Source organism: uncultured Pseudacidovorax sp. (genome assembly GCF_913773995.1).
In the GTDB taxonomy this organism is placed as follows: Bacteria; Pseudomonadota; Gammaproteobacteria; order Burkholderiales; family Burkholderiaceae_C; genus Xenophilus.
The window spans coordinates 69,361-87,249 of sequence record NZ_CAJYES010000134.1 but is presented as its reverse complement, the minus strand read 5'-3'; the positions used below and the strand labels follow the sequence as shown (position 1 = coordinate 87,249).

Annotated in this window: 18 protein-coding genes and 1 riboswitch; of the genes, 5 read left to right on the top strand and 13 right to left on the bottom strand. The window is 67.9% G+C overall.

The features are described from left to right. Positions 1-5: 5 nt before the first annotated feature. Positions 6-536 (bottom strand): polymer-forming cytoskeletal protein, encoded by a 531-nt coding sequence (locus tag QZ772_RS12455; protein ID WP_295526552.1) that lies wholly within the window; start codon positions 534-536, stop codon positions 6-8. 214 nt (positions 537-750) lie between these two features. Between QZ772_RS12455 and QZ772_RS12450 the strand changes: the two genes are divergently transcribed. Next, the gene (locus tag QZ772_RS12450) at positions 751-1,647 is read left to right on the top strand and encodes an ion transporter (RefSeq protein WP_295526651.1); all 897 of its coding nucleotides are present in this window, start codon (positions 751-753) and stop codon (positions 1,645-1,647) included. On the opposite strand, the gene metW is transcribed toward QZ772_RS12450, so the two are convergent. The 3 genes from metW to QZ772_RS12435 form a co-directional block, all read right to left on the bottom strand. Further along, a complete protein-coding gene (gene metW, locus QZ772_RS12445) occupies positions 1,628-2,215 on the bottom strand; it encodes a methionine biosynthesis protein MetW (RefSeq protein WP_295526549.1) in 588 nt (195 codons plus the stop codon). The genes QZ772_RS12450 and metW overlap by 20 nt on opposite strands. Further along, on the bottom strand, positions 2,212-3,339 hold the full coding sequence (locus QZ772_RS12440) for a homoserine O-acetyltransferase (RefSeq protein ID WP_295526547.1): 1,128 nt from the start codon (positions 3,337-3,339) through the stop codon (positions 2,212-2,214). The genes metW and QZ772_RS12440 overlap by 4 nt, the downstream gene beginning before the upstream one ends. A gap of 159 nt (positions 3,340-3,498) precedes the next feature. Continuing rightward, entirely contained in the window at positions 3,499-4,071 is a 573-nt protein-coding gene (locus QZ772_RS12435) for a TMEM165/GDT1 family protein (protein WP_295526544.1), read from the bottom strand. Positions 4,072-4,087: 16 nt separating this feature from the next. After that, a riboswitch (yybP-ykoY riboswitch) is annotated at positions 4,088-4,265 on the bottom strand. Positions 4,266-4,652: 387 nt separating this feature from the next. Here QZ772_RS12435 and QZ772_RS12430 point away from each other — a divergent pair. Further along, on the top strand, positions 4,653-5,168 hold the full coding sequence (locus tag QZ772_RS12430; RefSeq protein WP_295526541.1) for an RNA-binding protein: 516 nt from the start codon (positions 4,653-4,655) through the stop codon (positions 5,166-5,168). Positions 5,169-5,324: 156 nt separating this feature from the next. Here the strand turns inward: QZ772_RS12430 and QZ772_RS12425 are convergent, their stop codons facing one another. Genes QZ772_RS12425 through QZ772_RS12410 form a run of 4 tightly spaced genes read right to left on the bottom strand, consistent with a single transcriptional unit; the run spans position 5,325 to position 8,348 of the window. Then, entirely contained in the window at positions 5,325-6,128 is an 804-nt protein-coding gene (locus QZ772_RS12425; protein WP_295526539.1) for an SDR family oxidoreductase, read from the bottom strand. Positions 6,129-6,151: 23 nt separating this feature from the next. Then, complete coding sequence (gene lptC / locus QZ772_RS12420; RefSeq protein ID WP_295526537.1) at positions 6,152-6,787, bottom strand: LPS export ABC transporter periplasmic protein LptC; 636 nt, start codon at positions 6,785-6,787, stop codon at positions 6,152-6,154. After that, on the bottom strand, positions 6,784-7,362 hold the full coding sequence (locus QZ772_RS12415) for an HAD hydrolase family protein (RefSeq protein WP_295526536.1): 579 nt from the start codon (positions 7,360-7,362) through the stop codon (positions 6,784-6,786). The genes lptC and QZ772_RS12415 overlap by 4 nt, the downstream gene beginning before the upstream one ends. Next, positions 7,362-8,348 carry a KpsF/GutQ family sugar-phosphate isomerase gene (locus tag QZ772_RS12410; protein ID WP_295526534.1) on the bottom strand — a complete coding sequence of 329 codons (987 nt, stop codon included), beginning with the start codon at positions 8,346-8,348 and terminating at the stop codon, positions 7,362-7,364. Before QZ772_RS12410 ends, QZ772_RS12415 begins: the two co-directional genes overlap by 1 nt. Positions 8,349-8,417: 69 nt before the next feature. Between QZ772_RS12410 and QZ772_RS12405 the strand changes: the two genes are divergently transcribed. Next, positions 8,418-10,406, top strand: coding sequence for a monovalent cation:proton antiporter family protein (locus QZ772_RS12405; protein WP_295526648.1), 1,989 nt, complete (start codon positions 8,418-8,420; stop codon positions 10,404-10,406). Positions 10,407-10,495: 89 nt separating this feature from the next. On the opposite strand, the gene mnmE is transcribed toward QZ772_RS12405, so the two are convergent. The 5 genes from mnmE to rpmH all read right to left on the bottom strand — a co-directional run bounded on the left by mnmE (position 10,496) and on the right by rpmH (position 14,871). Next, positions 10,496-11,914, bottom strand: a complete 1,419-nt coding sequence (gene mnmE / locus QZ772_RS12400) for a tRNA uridine-5-carboxymethylaminomethyl(34) synthesis GTPase MnmE (protein WP_295526532.1) — start codon at positions 11,912-11,914, stop codon at positions 10,496-10,498. A gap of 166 nt (positions 11,915-12,080) precedes the next feature. Next, positions 12,081-13,841 (bottom strand): membrane protein insertase YidC, encoded by a 1,761-nt coding sequence (gene yidC, locus QZ772_RS12395; RefSeq protein ID WP_295526530.1) that lies wholly within the window; start codon positions 13,839-13,841, stop codon positions 12,081-12,083. Continuing rightward, on the bottom strand, positions 13,838-14,098 hold the full coding sequence (yidD, locus tag QZ772_RS12390) for a membrane protein insertion efficiency factor YidD (RefSeq protein WP_295526528.1): 261 nt from the start codon (positions 14,096-14,098) through the stop codon (positions 13,838-13,840). The genes yidC and yidD overlap by 4 nt, the downstream gene beginning before the upstream one ends. Positions 14,099-14,113: 15 nt before the next feature. Further along, positions 14,114-14,521 (bottom strand): ribonuclease P protein component, encoded by a 408-nt coding sequence (locus QZ772_RS12385; protein ID WP_295526645.1) that lies wholly within the window; start codon positions 14,519-14,521, stop codon positions 14,114-14,116. Positions 14,522-14,736: 215 nt separating this feature from the next. Then, entirely contained in the window at positions 14,737-14,871 is a 135-nt protein-coding gene (gene rpmH, locus QZ772_RS12380; RefSeq protein WP_006299042.1) for a 50S ribosomal protein L34, read from the bottom strand. Between the two features lie 362 nt (positions 14,872-15,233). Between rpmH and dnaA the strand changes: the two genes are divergently transcribed. Together dnaA and dnaN are read left to right on the top strand one after the other, a co-directional pair. Further along, entirely contained in the window at positions 15,234-16,655 is a 1,422-nt protein-coding gene (gene dnaA / locus QZ772_RS12375) for a chromosomal replication initiator protein DnaA (protein ID WP_295526525.1), read from the top strand. An 88-nt stretch (positions 16,656-16,743) separates the two neighbouring features. Then, positions 16,744-17,865: a DNA polymerase III subunit beta gene (gene dnaN, locus QZ772_RS12370; protein ID WP_295526522.1), complete on the top strand. Its 1,122-nt coding sequence runs from the start codon at positions 16,744-16,746 to the stop codon at positions 17,863-17,865. The last annotated feature ends 24 nt before the right edge of the window (positions 17,866-17,889 follow it).

The window sequence follows — 17,889 nt, the reverse complement described above, 5'->3', positions numbered from 1 at the left end:
GATGCTCAGGCCGCCAGGGCCGGCTTGGCGTCGCTGGAGGTGCTCGTCCCCACACTGATCTCGCCGGAGAGCTGGCCGCCCTCCTCGATCACGATCTTGCCGTAGCGGATCTTGCCCGACACCTTGCCGGTCGCATGGATCACCAGCTTCTGGCGCACCGTCAGATTGCCGTCGAAAGAGCCGCGGATTTCGGCGATGTCGATCTCGGCCGAGCCCTTGAAGGCGCCCTGCTCGGCGATCTGGATCACGCGCGAATCCATCGTCGCCTCGACGGTGCCTTCGACCACGAGCGTGTCGCAATCGGTGATCTCCACGCCCTTGAGCTTGATGTTGGGGCCGACGGTCAGCTTGCTGCCAGTTTCCTGCGCCGGGGCTTGCGCAGCCGCGGAGGTGGCGGCAGGTGCCGAGCCTAGCGCCGGACCGCCCACAGGATGGCCCGACAGCGTGCTGGCACCCATCAGCGGGGCCGGCCTCGAAGTCAGACTGTCGGTGGGTTCACGGTCACGTTTGCCGAAGAAGGGGGATTGCGAAGCCAAAGGGTGATCTCCTTGCGAAAGCATCAATGGTAGGCAACTGATTCTGAATGTTGACACTTCTTTGCGAAAGATCGGTAACAACCCGCGGGCACTTGGATGTCGCCCGACATGTCGACTTGCCGTCAGAATCCGCCCCGTCCGGCTGCGCCGCTCCCCTTTCCACATGGCCCAACAACCCGCGCCCGCCCATCTCCCCGATGAAGACATTCCCGGCATGTTCGACGACCGGGCGGCCGATGCCCGCTTCGGGCGGCCTGCGTCCGGCTGGCGGCGATCGCTGTTCGCCGTGATCTTCGAATCGGAGACGCGGGCCGGTCGCAGCTTCGATCTGCTCCTGATCGCCGCCATCGTGGTGAGCGTGGGCGTGGTCATGCTGGAGAGCATGGCGCAGATGCGCACGCGCCACGGCGCCTCGCTTCAAGCGCTCGAATGGTTCTTCACAGGGCTCTTCACCCTGGAGTACGTCGCGCGGCTGGTGAGCGTGCAACGGCCGCTGCGCTATGCGCTCAGCTTCTACGGCGTGATCGACCTGCTGGCGCTGCTGCCCACCTATCTGGTGGCGATGGAGCCCTCGCTGGGCGCCCTGATCGACGTGCGCGTGCTGCGCTTGCTGCGGGTGTTCCGCATCTTCAAGCTCTCGCGCTACGCCTATGAGTACCGCACGCTGGCGCTCGCGCTGACCGCGAGTGGCCGCAAGATCACCGTCTTCCTGGGCTTCGTGATGCTCTTGGTGCTGGTGTCAGGCACGCTGATGTACGTGGTCGAGGGCCCGGTGCATGGCTTCACCAGCATTCCCACCAGCATGTACTGGGCGGTGTCGACCATGACCACCGTGGGCTTTGGCGACCTCGTGCCCCGCACCGACCTCGGCCGGCTGATCGCCTCGGCCATGATGCTGACCGGCTGGGGCGTGCTGGCCGTTCCTACGGGCATCGTGACGGCAGAGATGGGTGCGCAGCGGCGGCTGCAGATCCTGCGCGATCGCGATACCGCCGATGTGCACTGCCCGGCCTGCGGCGCAGACGGCCATGCCGACGACGCGCGCTTCTGCCGACGCTGCGGCACAGCCCTGCCGCACCCCGCCGGGGAACTCAGCCCCGCTCGAACTTGAACACGGCCGTCGCCGCGCGCAGGTTCGGCAGCCAGCGCACCTCGCTGCCCTGCTGCAGGCCGAACGAATCCAGCACACGCAGCCGGTTCTTGCGCGCCAGCGCATCGAAGTCGCGGAAGGTGCCCACGCGGATGTTGGGCGTGTCGTACCACTGGTAGGGCAACCGGCGCGTGACGGGCATGCGGCCCTGCAGGATGCTCAACCGGTTGGGCCAGTGCGCGAAGTTGGGGAAGGCGACGATGCCGATGCGGCCCACACGCGCCGTCTCGCGCAGCATGATCTCGGCATTGCGCAGGTGCTGGAGGGTGTCGATCTGCAGCACCACGTCGAAGCTGGCGTCCTCGAACATCGACAGGCCTTCGTCGAGGTTCAGCTGGATCACATCGACGCCGCGACGCACGCACTGCAGCAGGTTGCCGTCGGCGATCTCCACGCCGTAGCCGGTGCAGCCGCGCTCGCGCTGCAGGCGCTCCAGGAGCGTTCCGTCGCCGCAGCCCAGGTCGAGCACGCGGGCGCCCTCGGGCACCAAGCGGACGATGCGGTCGTTGATGTCGTGGGTCGGGCTCATTGGAGCTCCTTCGCGATGCCGTCGAACCAGGCGCGCACGATGCCCAGATAACGGGTGTCGTCCAGCAGGAAGGCGTCGTGGCCGTGCGGCGCGTCGATCTCGGCATAGCTGACGCTGCGGCGGTTGTCGAGCAGCGCCTTGACGATCTCGCGGCTGCGCGCCGGCGAGAAGCGCCAGTCGGTGGTGAAGCTCACGAGCAGGAACTTGGCCATCGCCCGCTCGAAGGCGGCGCGCAGGCTGCCGCCGTAGGCGGCGGCAGGGTCGAAATAGTCGAGCGCGCGGGTGATCAGCAGGTAGGTGTTGGCGTCGAAGTACTCGCTGAACTTGTCGCCCTGGTGGCGCAGGTAGCTCTCGATCTGGAATTCGACGTCGTGCGTGGTGTAGCGCACCTGCATGCCCTCGCGCAGCTGGCGGCCGAACTTGGCGTTCATCACATCGTCGCTGAGGTAGGTGATGTGGCCGATCATGCGGGCGATGGTCAGCCCGCGCTTGGGCACCACGCCGTGGTCGTAGAAGTGGCCGCCGTGGAAGTCGGGATCGGTCACGATGGCCCGGCGCGCCACCTCGTTGAAGGCGATGTTCTCGGCATTCAGGTTGGGTGCGCTGGCGATCACCGCGGCGTGGCGCACGCGCTCGGGGTACTGCAGCGTCCACGACAGCGCCTGCATGCCGCCCAGGCTGCCGCCCATCACGGCCGCAAGGGTGTCGATGCCAAGCGCATCGAGCAGCCGCGCCTGGGCATCCACCCAGTCCTCCACCGTCACCACCGGAAAGTCCGCGCCCCAGGGCCGCCCCGTCGCGGGATTGGTGTGCATCGGCCCGGTCGAGCCGAAGCAGGAGCCCAGGTTGTTGATGCCGATGACGAAGAAGCGATCGGTGTCCACCGACTTGCCGGGGCCGATCATGTTGTCCCACCAACCCTGCGACTTCGGCTGGCCGGCGTACTGGCCGGCCACGTGGTGCGAGGCATTGAGCGCATGGCAGACCAGCACGGCATTGCTGCGGTCGGCATTGAGCGTGCCGTAGGTCTCGTAGGCCAGCGCATAGTCGGCGATGGCGGTGCCGCTGCGCAGTGGCAGCGGCGTCGCGAAGGACATGGACTGGGGTGTGACGTCGAAGGACATGGGAACAAAAAGAAAACCCGGCCTCGCCAAAAACGAGCCGGGTTGCGGGCATCCGTCTTTAGCTGCATTTATCAAGCGCCCGCAAGCTGGAGCAAATCGGCGCTGGTCGAAAGTATAGGCCGGGCGGCGGCGGCGTCGCCGCCCGGCGAGGGGCATGCCTCAGGCGCCCCAGCCGATGAGCGCAGCCACGCCGAGCATCAGGAAGATCACGGCCGAGATGCTGTGCACGAGCTTGATCGGCACCTTGCGCACGATGCGTTCGCCCAGCCACACCACGGGTGCATTGGCCAGCATCATGCCCAGCGTCGTGCCGATCACGACCCACAGGTAGTCGTGCGTGAAGCGGGCCGCCAGCATCACGGTGGCGATCTGCGTCTTGTCGCCCATCTCGGCCAGGAAGAAGGCCACCAGCGTCGTGCCGAAGACGCCGAACTTGGAGACACCGCGCGGCGCCTCGTCCTCGTCGAGCTTGTCGGGAATGAGCATCCAGACGGCCATCGCGATGAACGACAGTCCCAGGATCCAGCGCAGGACCGTGGGCCCGAGAAAGCTGGTCACCCAGGCGCCGACGGCGCCCGCCAGCGCATGGTTGACGACCGTCGCCGCGAAGATCCCCAGCACGATGGGCCAGGGCTTGCGGAAACGCGCCGCGAGGACGAGGGAAAGGAGCTGGGTCTTGTCACCCATTTCGGCCAGCGCGACGATGCCGGTGGCCACCAGAAAGGCTTCCATAGAGATGTGGGGTTCCTCGGCCGAAGGACGCAATCGACCACGCAGCGCCTTCGGCCTTGTTCCCGAAGCTGCGTGGTCAATGGTCTCGCCAGGTCTTCACTGCATGCGCCATGTTCCGCGTGGGGCGCGGTACAAGTCTGTTGACGCATGCCCTTCTCGCACTCGGAAGGCGGCTACTCCCCAAAGACGGGGCGGATTCTAGCGATTCTTGCGGCGCTGCAGCATGAATCTATTGGGGAGGATGCAGGACGACGACCTCAATGCACAGCAGAAAAATGACCGCGCCGCGCTTGCTTCGGCGAGATCACGCCCACCCAATTGCGCCAGGAACATGTGTTTTGACCGGGCCGCCGATGTCAGTGTGCGCAAGCTTCTTGCGCACACGGAGGTTGTTGCAATTCAAGGGAAATTCCTGTCCCCCACCCAAACAAATCACCCATAATGGCTGGACCTTCGGCCCGGAAAGCCGCAGGCCATTGGGTGATCGGTCAGTTTCGTCAGCCCCGCAGGCCAACATGCTGCGGGTCTTGCGCCCGGGACTCCATCGCTGCTTTTCTTTGTGTTTTACAGGAGTCCCATTCATGGGCAACAAACTCTACGTCGGCAACCTGCCCTATTCGGTGCGCGACGGTGATCTCGAACAGGCCTTCGGCCAGTTCGGCGCAGTGACCAGCGCCAAGGTCATGATGGAGCGCGAAACCGGCCGTTCCAAAGGCTTTGGTTTCGTGGAAATGGGCAGCGACGCCGAGGCGCAGGCTGCCATTCAGGGCATGAACGGCCAACCGCTCGGCGGCCGGAGTGTCGTAGTCAACGAAGCGCGCCCCATGGAGCCGCGTCCGCCCCGTAGCGGCGGCTACGGTGGTGGTGGCGGCGGTTACGGCGGCGGTGGCGGCGGCTACGGTGGTGGTGGCGGTGGTTACGGCGGCGGTGGCGGCGGCGGCCGCAGCGGTGGCGGCGGCTACGGTGGTCGCGGCGGCGGCGGTGGCGGCGGCAACGACGGCAGCTTCCGCAGCCCCTACGGCACCGGCCCCCGCGGCGGTGGCGGTGGCGGCGGTGGTCGCGGCGGCTACGGCGGCGGTGGCGGCAACAACTACTGAGCGCCCACGCTGTCGTTCCGCGCTGCAGAACAACTCACTGAAAGGCTCCTTCGGGAGCCTTTTTTCATGCGCGCCCGCTTGTCGATCCGCCTCGCCCGCCGCAGAGGCCATCTCTTCGGCAGACAGGCTGCGGCGGCGAAGCCGACGCCCCTGCGCTCAGCGCTCGGCCTCGGCTCCGTCCCGTCGACGCTTTCGCCCGCGACCTTGAACCACCCTGTCGTAGAGGGCGTTGGGTAGCAGCCTCATCAGCTTGGCGACGCCCCCCATCTGCCAGGGAATGACGCGGTAGCTGATTCCGGCCTCGATCGTGCGGAAAGCCCGATCGGCAAAGGCCTCCGCCGAGATGAGGAATGGCATGCCATAGCGATTGCCACGGGTGAGCGGCGTGTCCACATAACCCGGACAGACCGTCACCACCTGGACGCCGCTACCGCGCAACTCGGTGCGCACGCTTTCGCAATACGCCACGACGGCCGCCTTGCTGGCGCAGTAGGCGCCATGCCCCGGCAACCCCCGTATGGCAGCAACGCTGCCGATGCCCACCAGCCGCCCGCTCCCCCTGCGCAGCATTGCGGCAAGGAAGGGATGGAAGGTGGCGGCCAAGCCCACGTTGTTGAGCGCGAAGGTCTCAGCCATCACGTCCAGATCGGCGCGCTCGGCCGTGTCCACGCCGACGCTGATGCCCGCATTGGCAATGACCACATCGGGCACTCCCTGCGCGGCCAGGCAGGCCTGCCCCGCCGCGACGATGCTGTCGACTTTGGCCACATCGGCACCGTAGATGCCGCAGCGATCCGGGCCCAGGCCCTGCGCGTCTGCCCATTCCTGCATCTGCGCGGTGCGCCGCGCCACCAAGGCCAGACGCCACCCCGCCTGCGCGTAACGGGCGGCCAGTGCCTGCCCGATGCCGCTGGAAGCGCCAGTGATGAAGACCAGGGGAGCAGTAATGGCAGCGGGCATGGCGGGTGTGGCGGCCGATAGGGCTATCGCCGGCCGGTAGATGCTGGCGGCATGATCTGGCCCCGCACACGGCCTCGAAGGTTCGCGACGCCCGTCCGGTGGTCGTAGTCCATGGACTCGGCCGTGAACCTGTCGCCCCCCCGGATCAGGGTGACCGGCAAGTGGGAACGTACGCGATCCTCGTTGGTGAAGAGGTGCAGAAAGTCGCCCCGGAACTCCAGCCGCGGCGCTGGCTTGCCATCCGGGAGCCTGCCCTCGTCCCGAATCACGACCGCGTTGTCGAACAGCTGGATCTCGCTGCCATCTCCGTTGGACAGCCCGCGATTCGCCGTGGCCCGCGTGACCAGGCCTTGCGGGGACACGGAGCGCACGCGCACATCGTCGACTTCCATCGTGTCGGTGTCGGGGTAATGGCGTCCTTCGCGGCCACTGATCTCGGTGCGCAGCGTGCCGTCGGGCAGAAAACTGCGCACGGTGAAGTTGCGCATGAAGAAGTCCGGGTCGTGCGAGACGGGCGCGACGGCGCGCGGCCTGATCAACTCGGGCGCGTTGCGCACCAGCCAGTAGGTGCCCAGCGCCAACAGACCGGTCAGGATGATCGGCAGATACAGGCTCAGCCGGTCGAACGCCACGCCGAAGACGGAAGCAACGCGCCTCATGCGTGGGGCACCCCGCTGGCGGCGTCCAGCAGGTCGCGATACCGCCCGGTGGCGCACAGCAGCAGGTCGCAGAACTCGCGGGCCGCGCCCTCGCCGCCACGCTGGCGCGTGACGTAGCGCACGATGGCCGCCACCTCCGGATGCGCATTGGCGGGCGCGGCCGCGAAGGCCACCCGACGCAGTACGGGCAGGTCGGGCCAGTCGTCGCCGATGGCCGCCGCCTGGCCCCAGTCCAGGCCCAGGGCAGCCAGGATCTCGGTGGAGGCGGCGATCTTGTCCATCACGCCGTAGCGCGCGTGTCGCACGCCGAGCGCCTGCAACCGGGCACGCAGCGGCGCCGAATCGCGGCCGGTGACCACGACGGGCTCGATGCCGGCTTTGCGCAGCATCTGCAGACCGTAGCCATCGAGCACGCTGAAGCGCTTGAGCGTTTCGCCCGCTTCGGTGAAGTAGATGCCGCCGTCGGTAAGCACGCCGTCCACATCGAAGAAGGCGACGCGGACATCCTGCGCAGCCAGCAGCAGCTCGGGGTCGAAGGCGAGCACGGGTGGGACGCCCTGCGGTTGCGGCGCCATCAGATGACCTTCGCCCGCATCAGGTCGGTGGTGTTGAGCGCGCCGGCCAGCCGGCCTTCTGCATCGACGACGAACAGCCGGGTGATGCCATGCTGCTCCATGAGTTCGGCAGCCTCGACGGCCAGGGCGTCCTGGCGGATGGTGCGCGGGCCGCGGTGCATGACGTCAGCCGCACGGATGCCGCGCAGGTCGGCGCCCGCCTCGATCAGCCGACGCAGATCGCCGTCGGTGAAGATGCCTTCGGCGCGGCCCTGGGCATCCATCACCGCCGCAGCGCCGAAGCCCTGCACGCTCATGGCGCGCATCAACTCGGTGATGCCAGCCTGGGGCGACACCTGCGGCACCGCACCGCCTTGGCGCATGACGTCGGCCACATGGGTGAGCAGCTTTCGCCCCAGCGCGCCGCCCGGATGCGAGCGGGCGAAGTCTTCCGCGCCGAAGCCACGCGCATCGAGCAGCGCCACGGCCAGCGCGTCGCCCAGCGCCATCTGCGCCGTCGTGCTGGCGGTCGGCGCCAGGTTGAGCGGGCAGGCCTCCTTGTCGACGCCACTGTCCAGCACGAGGTCGGCGTGGCGGGCAAGCGACGAACTGGGACCGCCGGTCATGGCGATCAAGGGCACGCCCTGGCGTTTGAGGACCGGCAGGATGGCGTCGAGCTCGTTGCTCTCGCCGCTGTTGGAGATGGCCAGCACCACATCGGCCGCCGTGACCATGCCCAGGTCGCCGTGGCTGGCCTCGGCGGGATGCACGAACATGGCCGGCGTGCCGGTGGAGGCGAGCGTGGCGGCGATCTTGCGGCCCACATGGCCGCTCTTGCCCATGCCCATGACCACCACGCGGCCCTGCAAGGCAAGGATGCGCCGGACGGCGTCGATGAAGCTCTGGCCGACGCGTGCCTTGAGGCCCTGCACGGCCGCAGCCTCGATGTCGAAAGTGGCGCGTGCGCGGGCCAGCAACGCGTCGGGGTCCGGGGCCGGAAAGCTCATCGGGCGATTTTATCGGCGCGCCTTGCCCCCGCCCCGGGACAGTGCATGGCCCTTGCTAGCATCCAGCAGATGAACACCTTCGAGCTGACGCTGCTCTACCTGCTGGCCGCCGTGCTGGGCGTGGTGGGCTGCCGCTCGCTCAAGCTGCCGCCGATGCTCGGCTACCTGGTGGCCGGCGTGCTGATCGGTCCGCATGCCTTCGCGCTGGCGCAGGATTCGGAAGGCGTGCGCCACCTGGGCGAGTTCGGCGTGGTGTTCCTGATGTTCGTGATCGGGCTCGAGTTCAGCCTGCCCAAGCTGCGAGCCATGCGCCAGCATGTGTTCGGCCTGGGCCTGCTGCAGGTGGCGCTGACGATGCTACTGGCCACGGCGGGCGCCCTGGTCCTGGCGCGCCTGCTGCCCGACCCTTGGCGCATGAGCTGGCAGACGGCCCTCGCCCTGTCCGGCGCACTCGCGATGAGCAGCACCGCCATCGTGGTCAAGTTGATGGCCGAGCGGCTGGAACTGGAGAGCGAGCACGGCCGCCGTGTGATGGGCGTGCTGCTCTTCCAGGATCTGGCGGTGGTCCCGCTGCTGGTGCTGATTCCCGCCCTGGGCGCGCCGCCAGAGGCGCTGCTGCGCGGCCTGGGCCTGGCCCTGATCAAGGCCACCGCCCTGATCGGCCTGCTGCTCTACGGCGGGCCGCGGGTGATGCGCTGGTGGCTCACGCTGGTGGCCCGCCGCCGCAGCGAGGAGCTGTTCATGCTCAACCTGCTGCTGGTGACGCTGGGCCTGGCCTGGCTGACCGAGATGGCTGGCCTGTCGCTGGCGCTGGGCGCCTTCATCGCCGGCATGCTGGTGTCCGAGACCGAATACAAGCACCAGGTGGAGAGCGACATCCGCGCCTTCCACGACGTGCTGCTGGGCCTGTTCTTCATCACCATCGGCATGTCGCTGGACTGGCATGTGGTGGTCGAGCGCTGGTCGCTGGTGCTCGTGCTGCTGATGGTGCCGCTGGGCTTCAAGCTGCTGCTGGTCACGGTGCTGGCGCGGCTGCTGGGCGCAACCGCTGGCGTCTCGCTGCGCACCGGGCTGTACCTGGCACAGGCGGGCGAATTCGGCTTCGTGCTGCTGTCACTGGCCAGCGCACGTGGGCTGATGCCATCCTGGCTCGGCGATCCGGTGCTGGCCTCGATGATCGTCTCGATGCTGGCCACGCCCTTCATCGTGATGTACAGCGAGGCCATCGTGCGCAAGCTGGTGGCCAGCGACTGGATGCAGCAGTCGCTGCAGGTGACCAGCCTGGCACGCAAGATGATCGACACGGCCGAGCACGTGATCATCTGCGGGTATGGCCGTTGCGGCCAGAACCTGGCCCGCATGCTGGAGCGCGAAGGCATTCCCTACATGGCACTGGACCTGGACCCCGACCGGGTGCGGCAGGCCGCGGCCGCCGGCGACTCGGTGGTCTTCGGTGACGCGGCGCGCCCGCAGGCGCTGATGGCGGCCGGCCTGTCGCGTGCCAGCGCCGTGGCGATCACCTATCTCGACGTGCCGGGCGCGCTCAAGGTGCTGGCGGCGGTGCGCGCGCATGCGCCGACGGTGCCCGTGGTGGTGCGCACACAGGACGACCACGAGCTGGAGAAACTGCGGCGCGCCGGCGCCACCGCCGTCGTGCCGGAGACGGTGGAGGGCTCATTGATGCTGGCGAGCCATGCACTGGCGCTGGTCGGCGTGCCGATGCGGCGGGTGATCCGCCTGGCCCAGGAGGCGCGCGATGCCCGCTACCACCTGCTGCGCGGCTACTTCCGCGGCGCGGACGACGACGCCTCGCTGGAAGACCTGGAGCAGGAGCGGCTGGACAGCTTTACCCTGCAGACCGGCAGCCGCTGGGTCGGCCAGGCGCTGGCGCGGCTGGGCCTCGCCGATGCGGGCGTTCGCGTGGTGGGGCTGCGGCGCAGCCACGGCCGCACCATGGAGCCGGAGGAAGACACCGTGCTGGAGTCCGGCGACACCCTGGTCCTTTCAGGCTTGCCGGGGCCGCTGGCGATGGCTACCGAGCGGCTGCAACGCGGCTGAAATCCTCGACGGCCAACGGAGAGGCGCACGCCGCGCCGACTCCGCAGGTGGCGGCCCATTCGGACCTGCGCGCCTGACAGGATGCGAAGCTACTTGCCGATGCAGAAGCGCGAGAAGATCACGCCCAGCAGATCGTCCGCGCCGAACTCTCCAGTGATTTCGTTGAGCGCGTTCTGGGCCAGACGCAGTTCTTCGGCCAGCAGGTCCAGCGCGGGCATCGGCGCCTCGAGATGGGCCGATGCCAGCTCGAGATGGCCGGCCACCCGATGCAGCGCCTGCACATGGCGGGCGCGGGCCAGGTAGACACCCTCGGGCACTGCCTGCCAGCCCGCCAGAGCCAGCAGCTTCTGGCGCAGGGCTTCGATCCCCTCGCCAGCCTTGGCCGACAGGCGCAGGGCTTCTTCGGTCAGCGCCGGCATCGAGGCGGCCTCGACCGCGTCGGACTTGTTCCAGACCTCCAACAGCGGCACGCGCGGCGGCAAGCGGCCGGCCAGGCCCGCGCGGATCTCGGCGTCGGCGACCTGGTAGTCAGGTTGGGCGGCGCGCGTCAGGTCATGCAGGAAGAGCACCGCATCGGCATCCTCGATCTGGCCCCAGGCGCGGGCGATGCCGATGCGCTCCACCTCGTCGCCCGATTCGCGCAGGCCGGCCGTGTCCACCACATGCAGCGGCACGCCCTGGATCTGGATGGTCTGCGAGACGATGTCGCGCGTGGTGCCGGCCACCGGGCTCACGATGGCCAGCTCGGCACCCGCCAGCGCATTGAGCAGCGAGCTCTTGCCGGCATTGGGCTGGCCGGCGATCACCACCTTGATGCCCTCGCGCAGCAGGGCCCCCTGGCGTGCGCGCTGCTGCACGGCCGCAAGCTGCGCCTGCAGCCGCGACAGCTGGCCCGCGGCATCGGCCTGCTGCAGGAAGTCGATGTCCTCCTCCGGGAAATCCAGCGTCGCCTCCACCAGCATGCGCAGGTGGATCAGCGCATCGCGCAGCGCGTGGATCTCGCGCGAGAAGGCGCCGCCCAGCGAACGGCCGGCGCTGCGCGCCGCCGCCTCGGTGCTGGCGTCGATCAGGTCGGCGATCGCCTCGGCCTGGGCCAGGTCGATCTTGCCGTTCTGGAAGGCGCGCTGGCTGAACTCACCCGGCTGCGCCACGCGCAGGCTGGGCAGGCGCGGCCGGCCCGTAGCGGCATCGACCTCATCGCCGGCCGCAAGACAGCGGGCCAGCAGCAGTTGCAGCAGCACGGGGCCGCCGTGCGCCTGGAGTTCGAGCACGTCCTCGCCGGTGAAGGAATTCGGTCCGGGGAAGAACAGCGCCAGACCATGGTCCAGCGCGCTGCCATCGGCATCCAGGAAGGGCAGGTAGGTCGCCTCGCGCGGCTTGAGGTCGCGGCCACAGAGGCCGCGCACCAGCGACCCGAGACCCGTGCCGGACACACGCACGATGCCCACGGCACCGCGGCCGGGGGCGGTGGCGATGGCAGCGATGGGGTCGTTCAGGCGGGCGAGCATGGCGCGATCATGCCGTCATCACGCCAACCGCGCCGGGTATCGACCCCGCGGTAAGTGGCACACGGACATGCGCACAACCCCACGGAACCGGCTTGGCCGGGCCGTCGGGGTTGCCCCCTTGAGGGGAGAGTCGGCTACACGAAGTGAGCAAGGAACGGCGGTGAGCCTATTTCGTCACGCCCAGACGCCGATTGATCACGTACTGCTGCGCGATGGACAGGATGTTGTTCGTGATCCAGTACAGCACCAGGCCGGCCGGGAAGAAGAAGAACATCACGCTGAAGGCCAGCGGCATGATCCACATCAGCTTGGCCTGCATCGGGTCCGGCGGCGTGGGGTTGAGCCAGGTCTGCAGCAGCGTGGTGCCCGTCATGACCAGCGGCAGGATGAACCACGGGTCGGGTGCCGACAGGTCGCGGATCCACAGGATCCAGGGTGCGTGGCGCATTTCCACCGACGACAGCAGCACCCAGTACAGCGCGATGAAAACCGGGATCTGGATCACGATCGGGAAGCAGCCGCCCAGCGGGTTGACCTTCTCCTCGCGGTAGATGCGCATCATCTCCTGCTGCATCTCCTGCGGCTTGTCCTTGAGGCGCTCGCGCATCTCCATGATGCGCGGGTTGATGGCCTTCATCTTGGCCATGCTGCCGTAGGCCTTGGCGTTGAGCCAGAAGAAGGCGGCCTTGAGCAGCACCACCAGCGCCACGATGGACCAGCCCCAGTTGCCCAGCAGCTTGTGCAGCTGGTCGAGCAGCCAGTACAGCGGCTTGGAGATGATGGCGAAGATGCCGTAGTCCTTCACCAGGTCGAGGCCCGGGGCCAGGGCTTCGAGCTTCTTCTCTTCTTCGGGGCCGGCGAAGAGCACGGTGTCCACAGTCTGCGTGGCGCCGGGCGCCACCGTCGGCAGGTTGGCCACCATGGCCACGGCATACAGGTTGGGGCCCAGCGCATCGGGGCCCTGCACGCGGAACTCGCGCTTGAGACCGGCGCTGTGCGTGGGCTCGACCAGCCAGGCCGAGGCGAAGTAGTGCTGCACCATCGCCACCCAGCCGGTCTCGGACGCAGGCGGCACCTCGGCCTTGCCCTTGGAGATGTCGGCGAAGGCGATCTTGTGGAACTTCTTTTCTTCGGTGTAGGCAGCGGGGCCGGTGAAGGTGCTGGTGCCCAGCATGCTGCCGTGCGCCTCGACGCCGTGACGCAGCAGCTGCAGGTACAGCTGCGGATCGCGCGGCTGGTCGCCGACGTTCACCACCTGGTGGCGCACATGGATGGCGTAGTCGCCGCGCTTGAAGACGTAGGTCTTGACGTACTTGAGGCCGCCGGCGGGCTGCGATTCGAAGCTCACCTCCAGCGTGTCCTGACCATCGGCCAGCCGGTACGGGCCGGGCTTGGTCGCCATGAGGCTCAGGTGGTTGGGGAACATGGCCCCGCCGCCGGCCGGATTCAGCAGGCCGGTCTGGGCGAGGTAGCGGTTGGCCGGGCCGTCGTCCATGAGCACGACCGGCTCTTCGACGACCGGGAGGGCGGGCATGTTCAGCAGGCGGCGCACCATCGGCATCAGGCCGCCGTGCGAGGTTTCCTGCATGTACTGCAGCAGCTCCAGGTGGGCGAGCGTGCCACCTTGCGGATCGATGGCTGCCTTGAACACATCGGTCTCGATCTGCACGCGCTCGGCCGGCGCCGACGTGGACGACGCCGTCGGCGCCGCAGCGGCACTGCCGCCGGCCGCTGCGGGCACCCCGGCGGCGGAGGCCGACGGCGCCGAGGCGCCGGGCGCGGGCGTCGGTGCCTGGGCGGTGACGGCCGGCTTGGTCGAGGGCAGGAAGGTCGGCGCGCGGCCGTTGTGAACCTGCCACTGGTCCCACAGCATCACCAGCGAGAAACCGAAGATCACCCAGAGGATGGTGCGGCGAATGTCGTTCATGAAGAGGACTTCTTGTCGAGAGAGGTGAACAGCCCGGCCCCGGGCGCAGGCGGCACGGGGTCGTGCCCGCCCACGCACCAGGGATGGCAGCGGGCCAGGCGCCTCAGCGTGAGGTAGCTGCCCTGCGCCGCTCCGTGCGTCTGCAGCGCCTCGATGGCGTAGACGGAGCAGGTGGGCGAAAAGCGGCAGGCGCCACCCAGCCAGGGGCTGAGCAGCAGACGGTAGGCGCGGACGATGGCAATCAGAAGACGCTGCATCGGCGACGGTCGTATTCAGGCGGCCGTCCGACGCGCACGGGCGAACAGCTGCTCCAGCTCCGCACGGACCGCGCGGCGCAGGGGTTCGGACGTGGCGCTGACGAACTGGCGACGGTCGAAGGCCGTGCGCAGGCGCACCACATAGGCGGCCGGCGGCTGGCCTTCAAGGCTCAGACCGAGGGCATAGATCTGCCGGCGGATGGCGTTGCGCGTGACGGCGCGACGCGCCCAGCGCTTGGGCACCATGGCACCCAGCCACACACCCGTCGGACGGAACAGCGGCACGCCTGGCGCCTCACCCGCGGCTGCGGGCTCGACCGCCAATGGCAATGCACGCCGGTGCAACGCGAAATGCGGCGTGCGCGCAATGGTGGCACCCGCCAAGCCCGCCTGAAACTGGTCTCGGTTGCGCAGGCGCAGCACCGCGGCCGGCACGTGCGCATGCGCAGCCGGCGAGGGCTCGGTAGGGGATAACCCCGAAGCGCGAGGAACGACGCTCACGCGCTGTGGACAAGCAGTTGGCAACAGCCTTCGGCGGCGGCAAAGACCCGCAGCGCCAGTCGGCCAAAACCCACCCCGGCCCGTGCCGGCGGAATCCGCGGCATCGCCAGAGGCGGGCCTGCCCACCACGCCACCGATCAGACGGCCAGGCGCTTGCGGCCCTTGGCGCGGCGGGCGTTGATGACGGCGCGGCCGCCACGGGTCTTCATGCGGACCAGGAAGCCGTGGGTACGGGCGCGGCGGATCTTGGACGGTTGATAGGTGCGTTTCATGACGAGGGTTCCTGCAAGAGTGCTGATCGACAGGCCCGTCTGGTGATGTGGAGTCGGACCCTGGATTGCAGCGCGAAGGCACGCGCCTTCGAATTTGCTGCGATCAGGTCCGCGGCCGGGCCCCGGCTGCCCCCGCACCACGCGCGCAGAGGCCGCCCGGTGCAAAAGGGAACCCGAAATTATCGCAGACATCCGCACGCACAGCAATGTGCACGCTCGCCAGCCAGCAATGCCCGTCCCCGTCAAGGGGTGTGGATAAGTTTTTGACAAGTTAGAATCGCGCGTGCCTTCCGTTCCCAACTATCCACAACAGACAGACGCGCCGATGAACCTTCAGCGGCCCTCCGGTCAGCGCAGCCGCCATGTCGAGTGAAGGGGTCGGCGCCAGCCTCTGGCAGGCCTGTGTCGACCAGCTCGCCCAAGAGCTGTCCGAGCAGCAATTCAACACCTGGATCAAGCCGCTGACCGCGCAGGTGGCGGACGATCTGACGCGGATGACGATTTTCGTCGCCAACCGCTTCAAGCTGGACTGGATCCGCGCCCAGTACGCCGCCCGCATCGCCGACATGGCCGAGCGGCTGTCCGGTCAGCCCGTGGCCGTCGAACTTGCCCTCGCGCCACGCGAGGTGCCGGTGCGCCAGCCGGTGACGGTGCAGGCCGTTCCCTCTTCCATCTCCGAGGCCGAGCCGCTTCGCCCCGGCGACGGCCCGATGGGCATGTCCGGCATGGGCGGCGCCGCCCCCGACGAGCCGGCCGGCGCCTTCAAGAATCGCCTGAATCCGCAGCTCACCTTCGACAGCCTGGTCGAAGGCTCGGCCAACCGCATGGCGCGCGCGGCGGCGATGCACGTGGCGGGCACGCCCGGCCACCTGTACAACCCGCTGTTCATCTATGGCGGCGTCGGCCTGGGCAAGACCCACCTGATGCACGCCGTGGGCAACAAGCTGCTCACCGACAAGGCCGACGCCAAGATCCTCTACATCCACGCCGAACAGTTCGTGTCGGACGTGGTCAAGGCCTACCAGCGCAAGACCTTCGACGAGTTCAAGGAGCGCTACCACTCGCTCGACCTGCTGCTGATCGACGACGTGCAGTTCTTCGCCAACAAGGACCGCACGCAGGAGGAGTTCTTCAACGCCTTCGAGGCCCTGCTGGCAAAGAAGTCGCACATCGTGATGACGAGCGACACCTATCCGAAGGGCCTGACCGACATCCACGAGCGCCTGGTGTCGCGCTTCGATTCGGGCCTCACGGTCGCCATCGAGCCGCCGGAGCTCGAGATGCGCGTGGCCATCCTGATCAACAAGGCCGCGGCCGAGAGCGCCGAGATGCCCGAAGAGGTGGCCTTCTTCGTCGCCAAGAACGTGCGCTCCAACGTGCGCGAGCTCGAAGGCGCGCTGCGCAAGATCCTGGCCTACTCGCGCTTCAACCAGAAGGAGATCTCCATCCAGCTTGCGCGCGAGGCGCTGCGCGACCTGCTGTCGATCCAGAACCGGCAGATCAGCGTGGAGAACATCCAGAAGACCGTCGCCGACTACTACAAGATCAAGGTCGCCGACATGTACAGCAAGAAGCGCCCGGCCAGCATCGCGCGGCCGCGCCAGATCGCGATGTACCTGGCCAAGGAATTGACCCAGAAGAGCCTGCCCGAGATCGGCGAGCTTTTTGGTGGCCGTGACCACACCACCGTGCTGCACGCCGTGCGCAAGATTTCCGGCGAACGCCAGCAGCTCGCCGAGCTGAACCAGCAGTTGCACGTGCTGGAGCAGACGCTCAAGGGATGAGCATCCCCACCCAAGAAGGGGCGCAGACAATGCGCCGGCATCCGGGCCCGCGCCCGGGAAGATCGAGGACGAAGAGTAGAGGACGTACATGATTGTTCTGAAGGCACCCCAAGACCAGGTTCTGGCAGCCCTGCAGTCGGTGGCAGGCATCGTCGAGCGTCGCCACACGCTGCCGATCCTGGCCAACGTGCTGATCCGCAAGGCCGGCGGCCAGCTGCAGCTGACCACCAGCGACCTGGAAATCCAGATCCGCACCACCGCCGAGCTCGGCGGCGACGACGGCGCCTTCACCACCACCGTGGGCGCGCGCAAGCTGATCGACATCCTGCGCACCATGCCGGCCGACCAGACGGTGAGCCTGGAATCGAGCCAGAACAAGCTGGTGCTCAAGGGCGGCAAGAGCCGCTTCACGCTGCAGACGTTGCCCGCCGAGGACTTTCCGCTGGTGCAGGAATCGGCCAGCTTCGGCCCGGCCTTCAGCGTGCCGCAGCGCACCCTGAAGGCACTGCTGTCGCAGGTGTCCTTCGCGATGGCGGTGCACGACATCCGCTACTACCTCAACGGCATCCTGTTCGTGGCCGAAGGCAAGCAGCTGTCGCTGGTGGCCACCGACGGCCACCGCCTGGCGTTCTCCAGCGCCACGCTGGACGTCGAGGTGCCGCGCCAGGAGGTGATCCTTCCGCGCAAGACCGTGCTGGAGCTGCAGCGCCTGCTGTCCGACGCCGATGGCGGCGACACGCCGCCCATGATCGAGCTGCAGTTCGCCAACAACCAGGCCAAGTTCAACTTCGGCACGATGGAGTTCGTCACCAAGCTGGTCGAGGGCAAGTTTCCCGACTACAACCGCGTGATCCCCAAGAACCACAAGAACAGCGTGACGCTGGGCCGCGCGCCGCTGCTGGCCAGCCTGCAGCGCACCGCCATCCTGACCAGCGACAAGTTCAAGGGCGTGCGGCTGAACATCGAGCCGGGCCTGCTGCGCATCGCGTCCAACAATGCCGAGCAGGAAGAGGCGGTGGACGAACTGGACATCGACTACGGCGGCGACAGCATCGAGATCGGCTTCAACGTCACCTACCTGATCGATGCGCTGGCCAACATGGGTCAGGACATGGTGCGCGTCGACCTGCAGGACGGCAACAGCTCGGCGCTGCTGACCATTCCCGAGGACGCGAACTTCAAGTACGTGGTCATGCCGATGCGAATCTGAGGAGCGCCGTGCGCTCCTCGGATT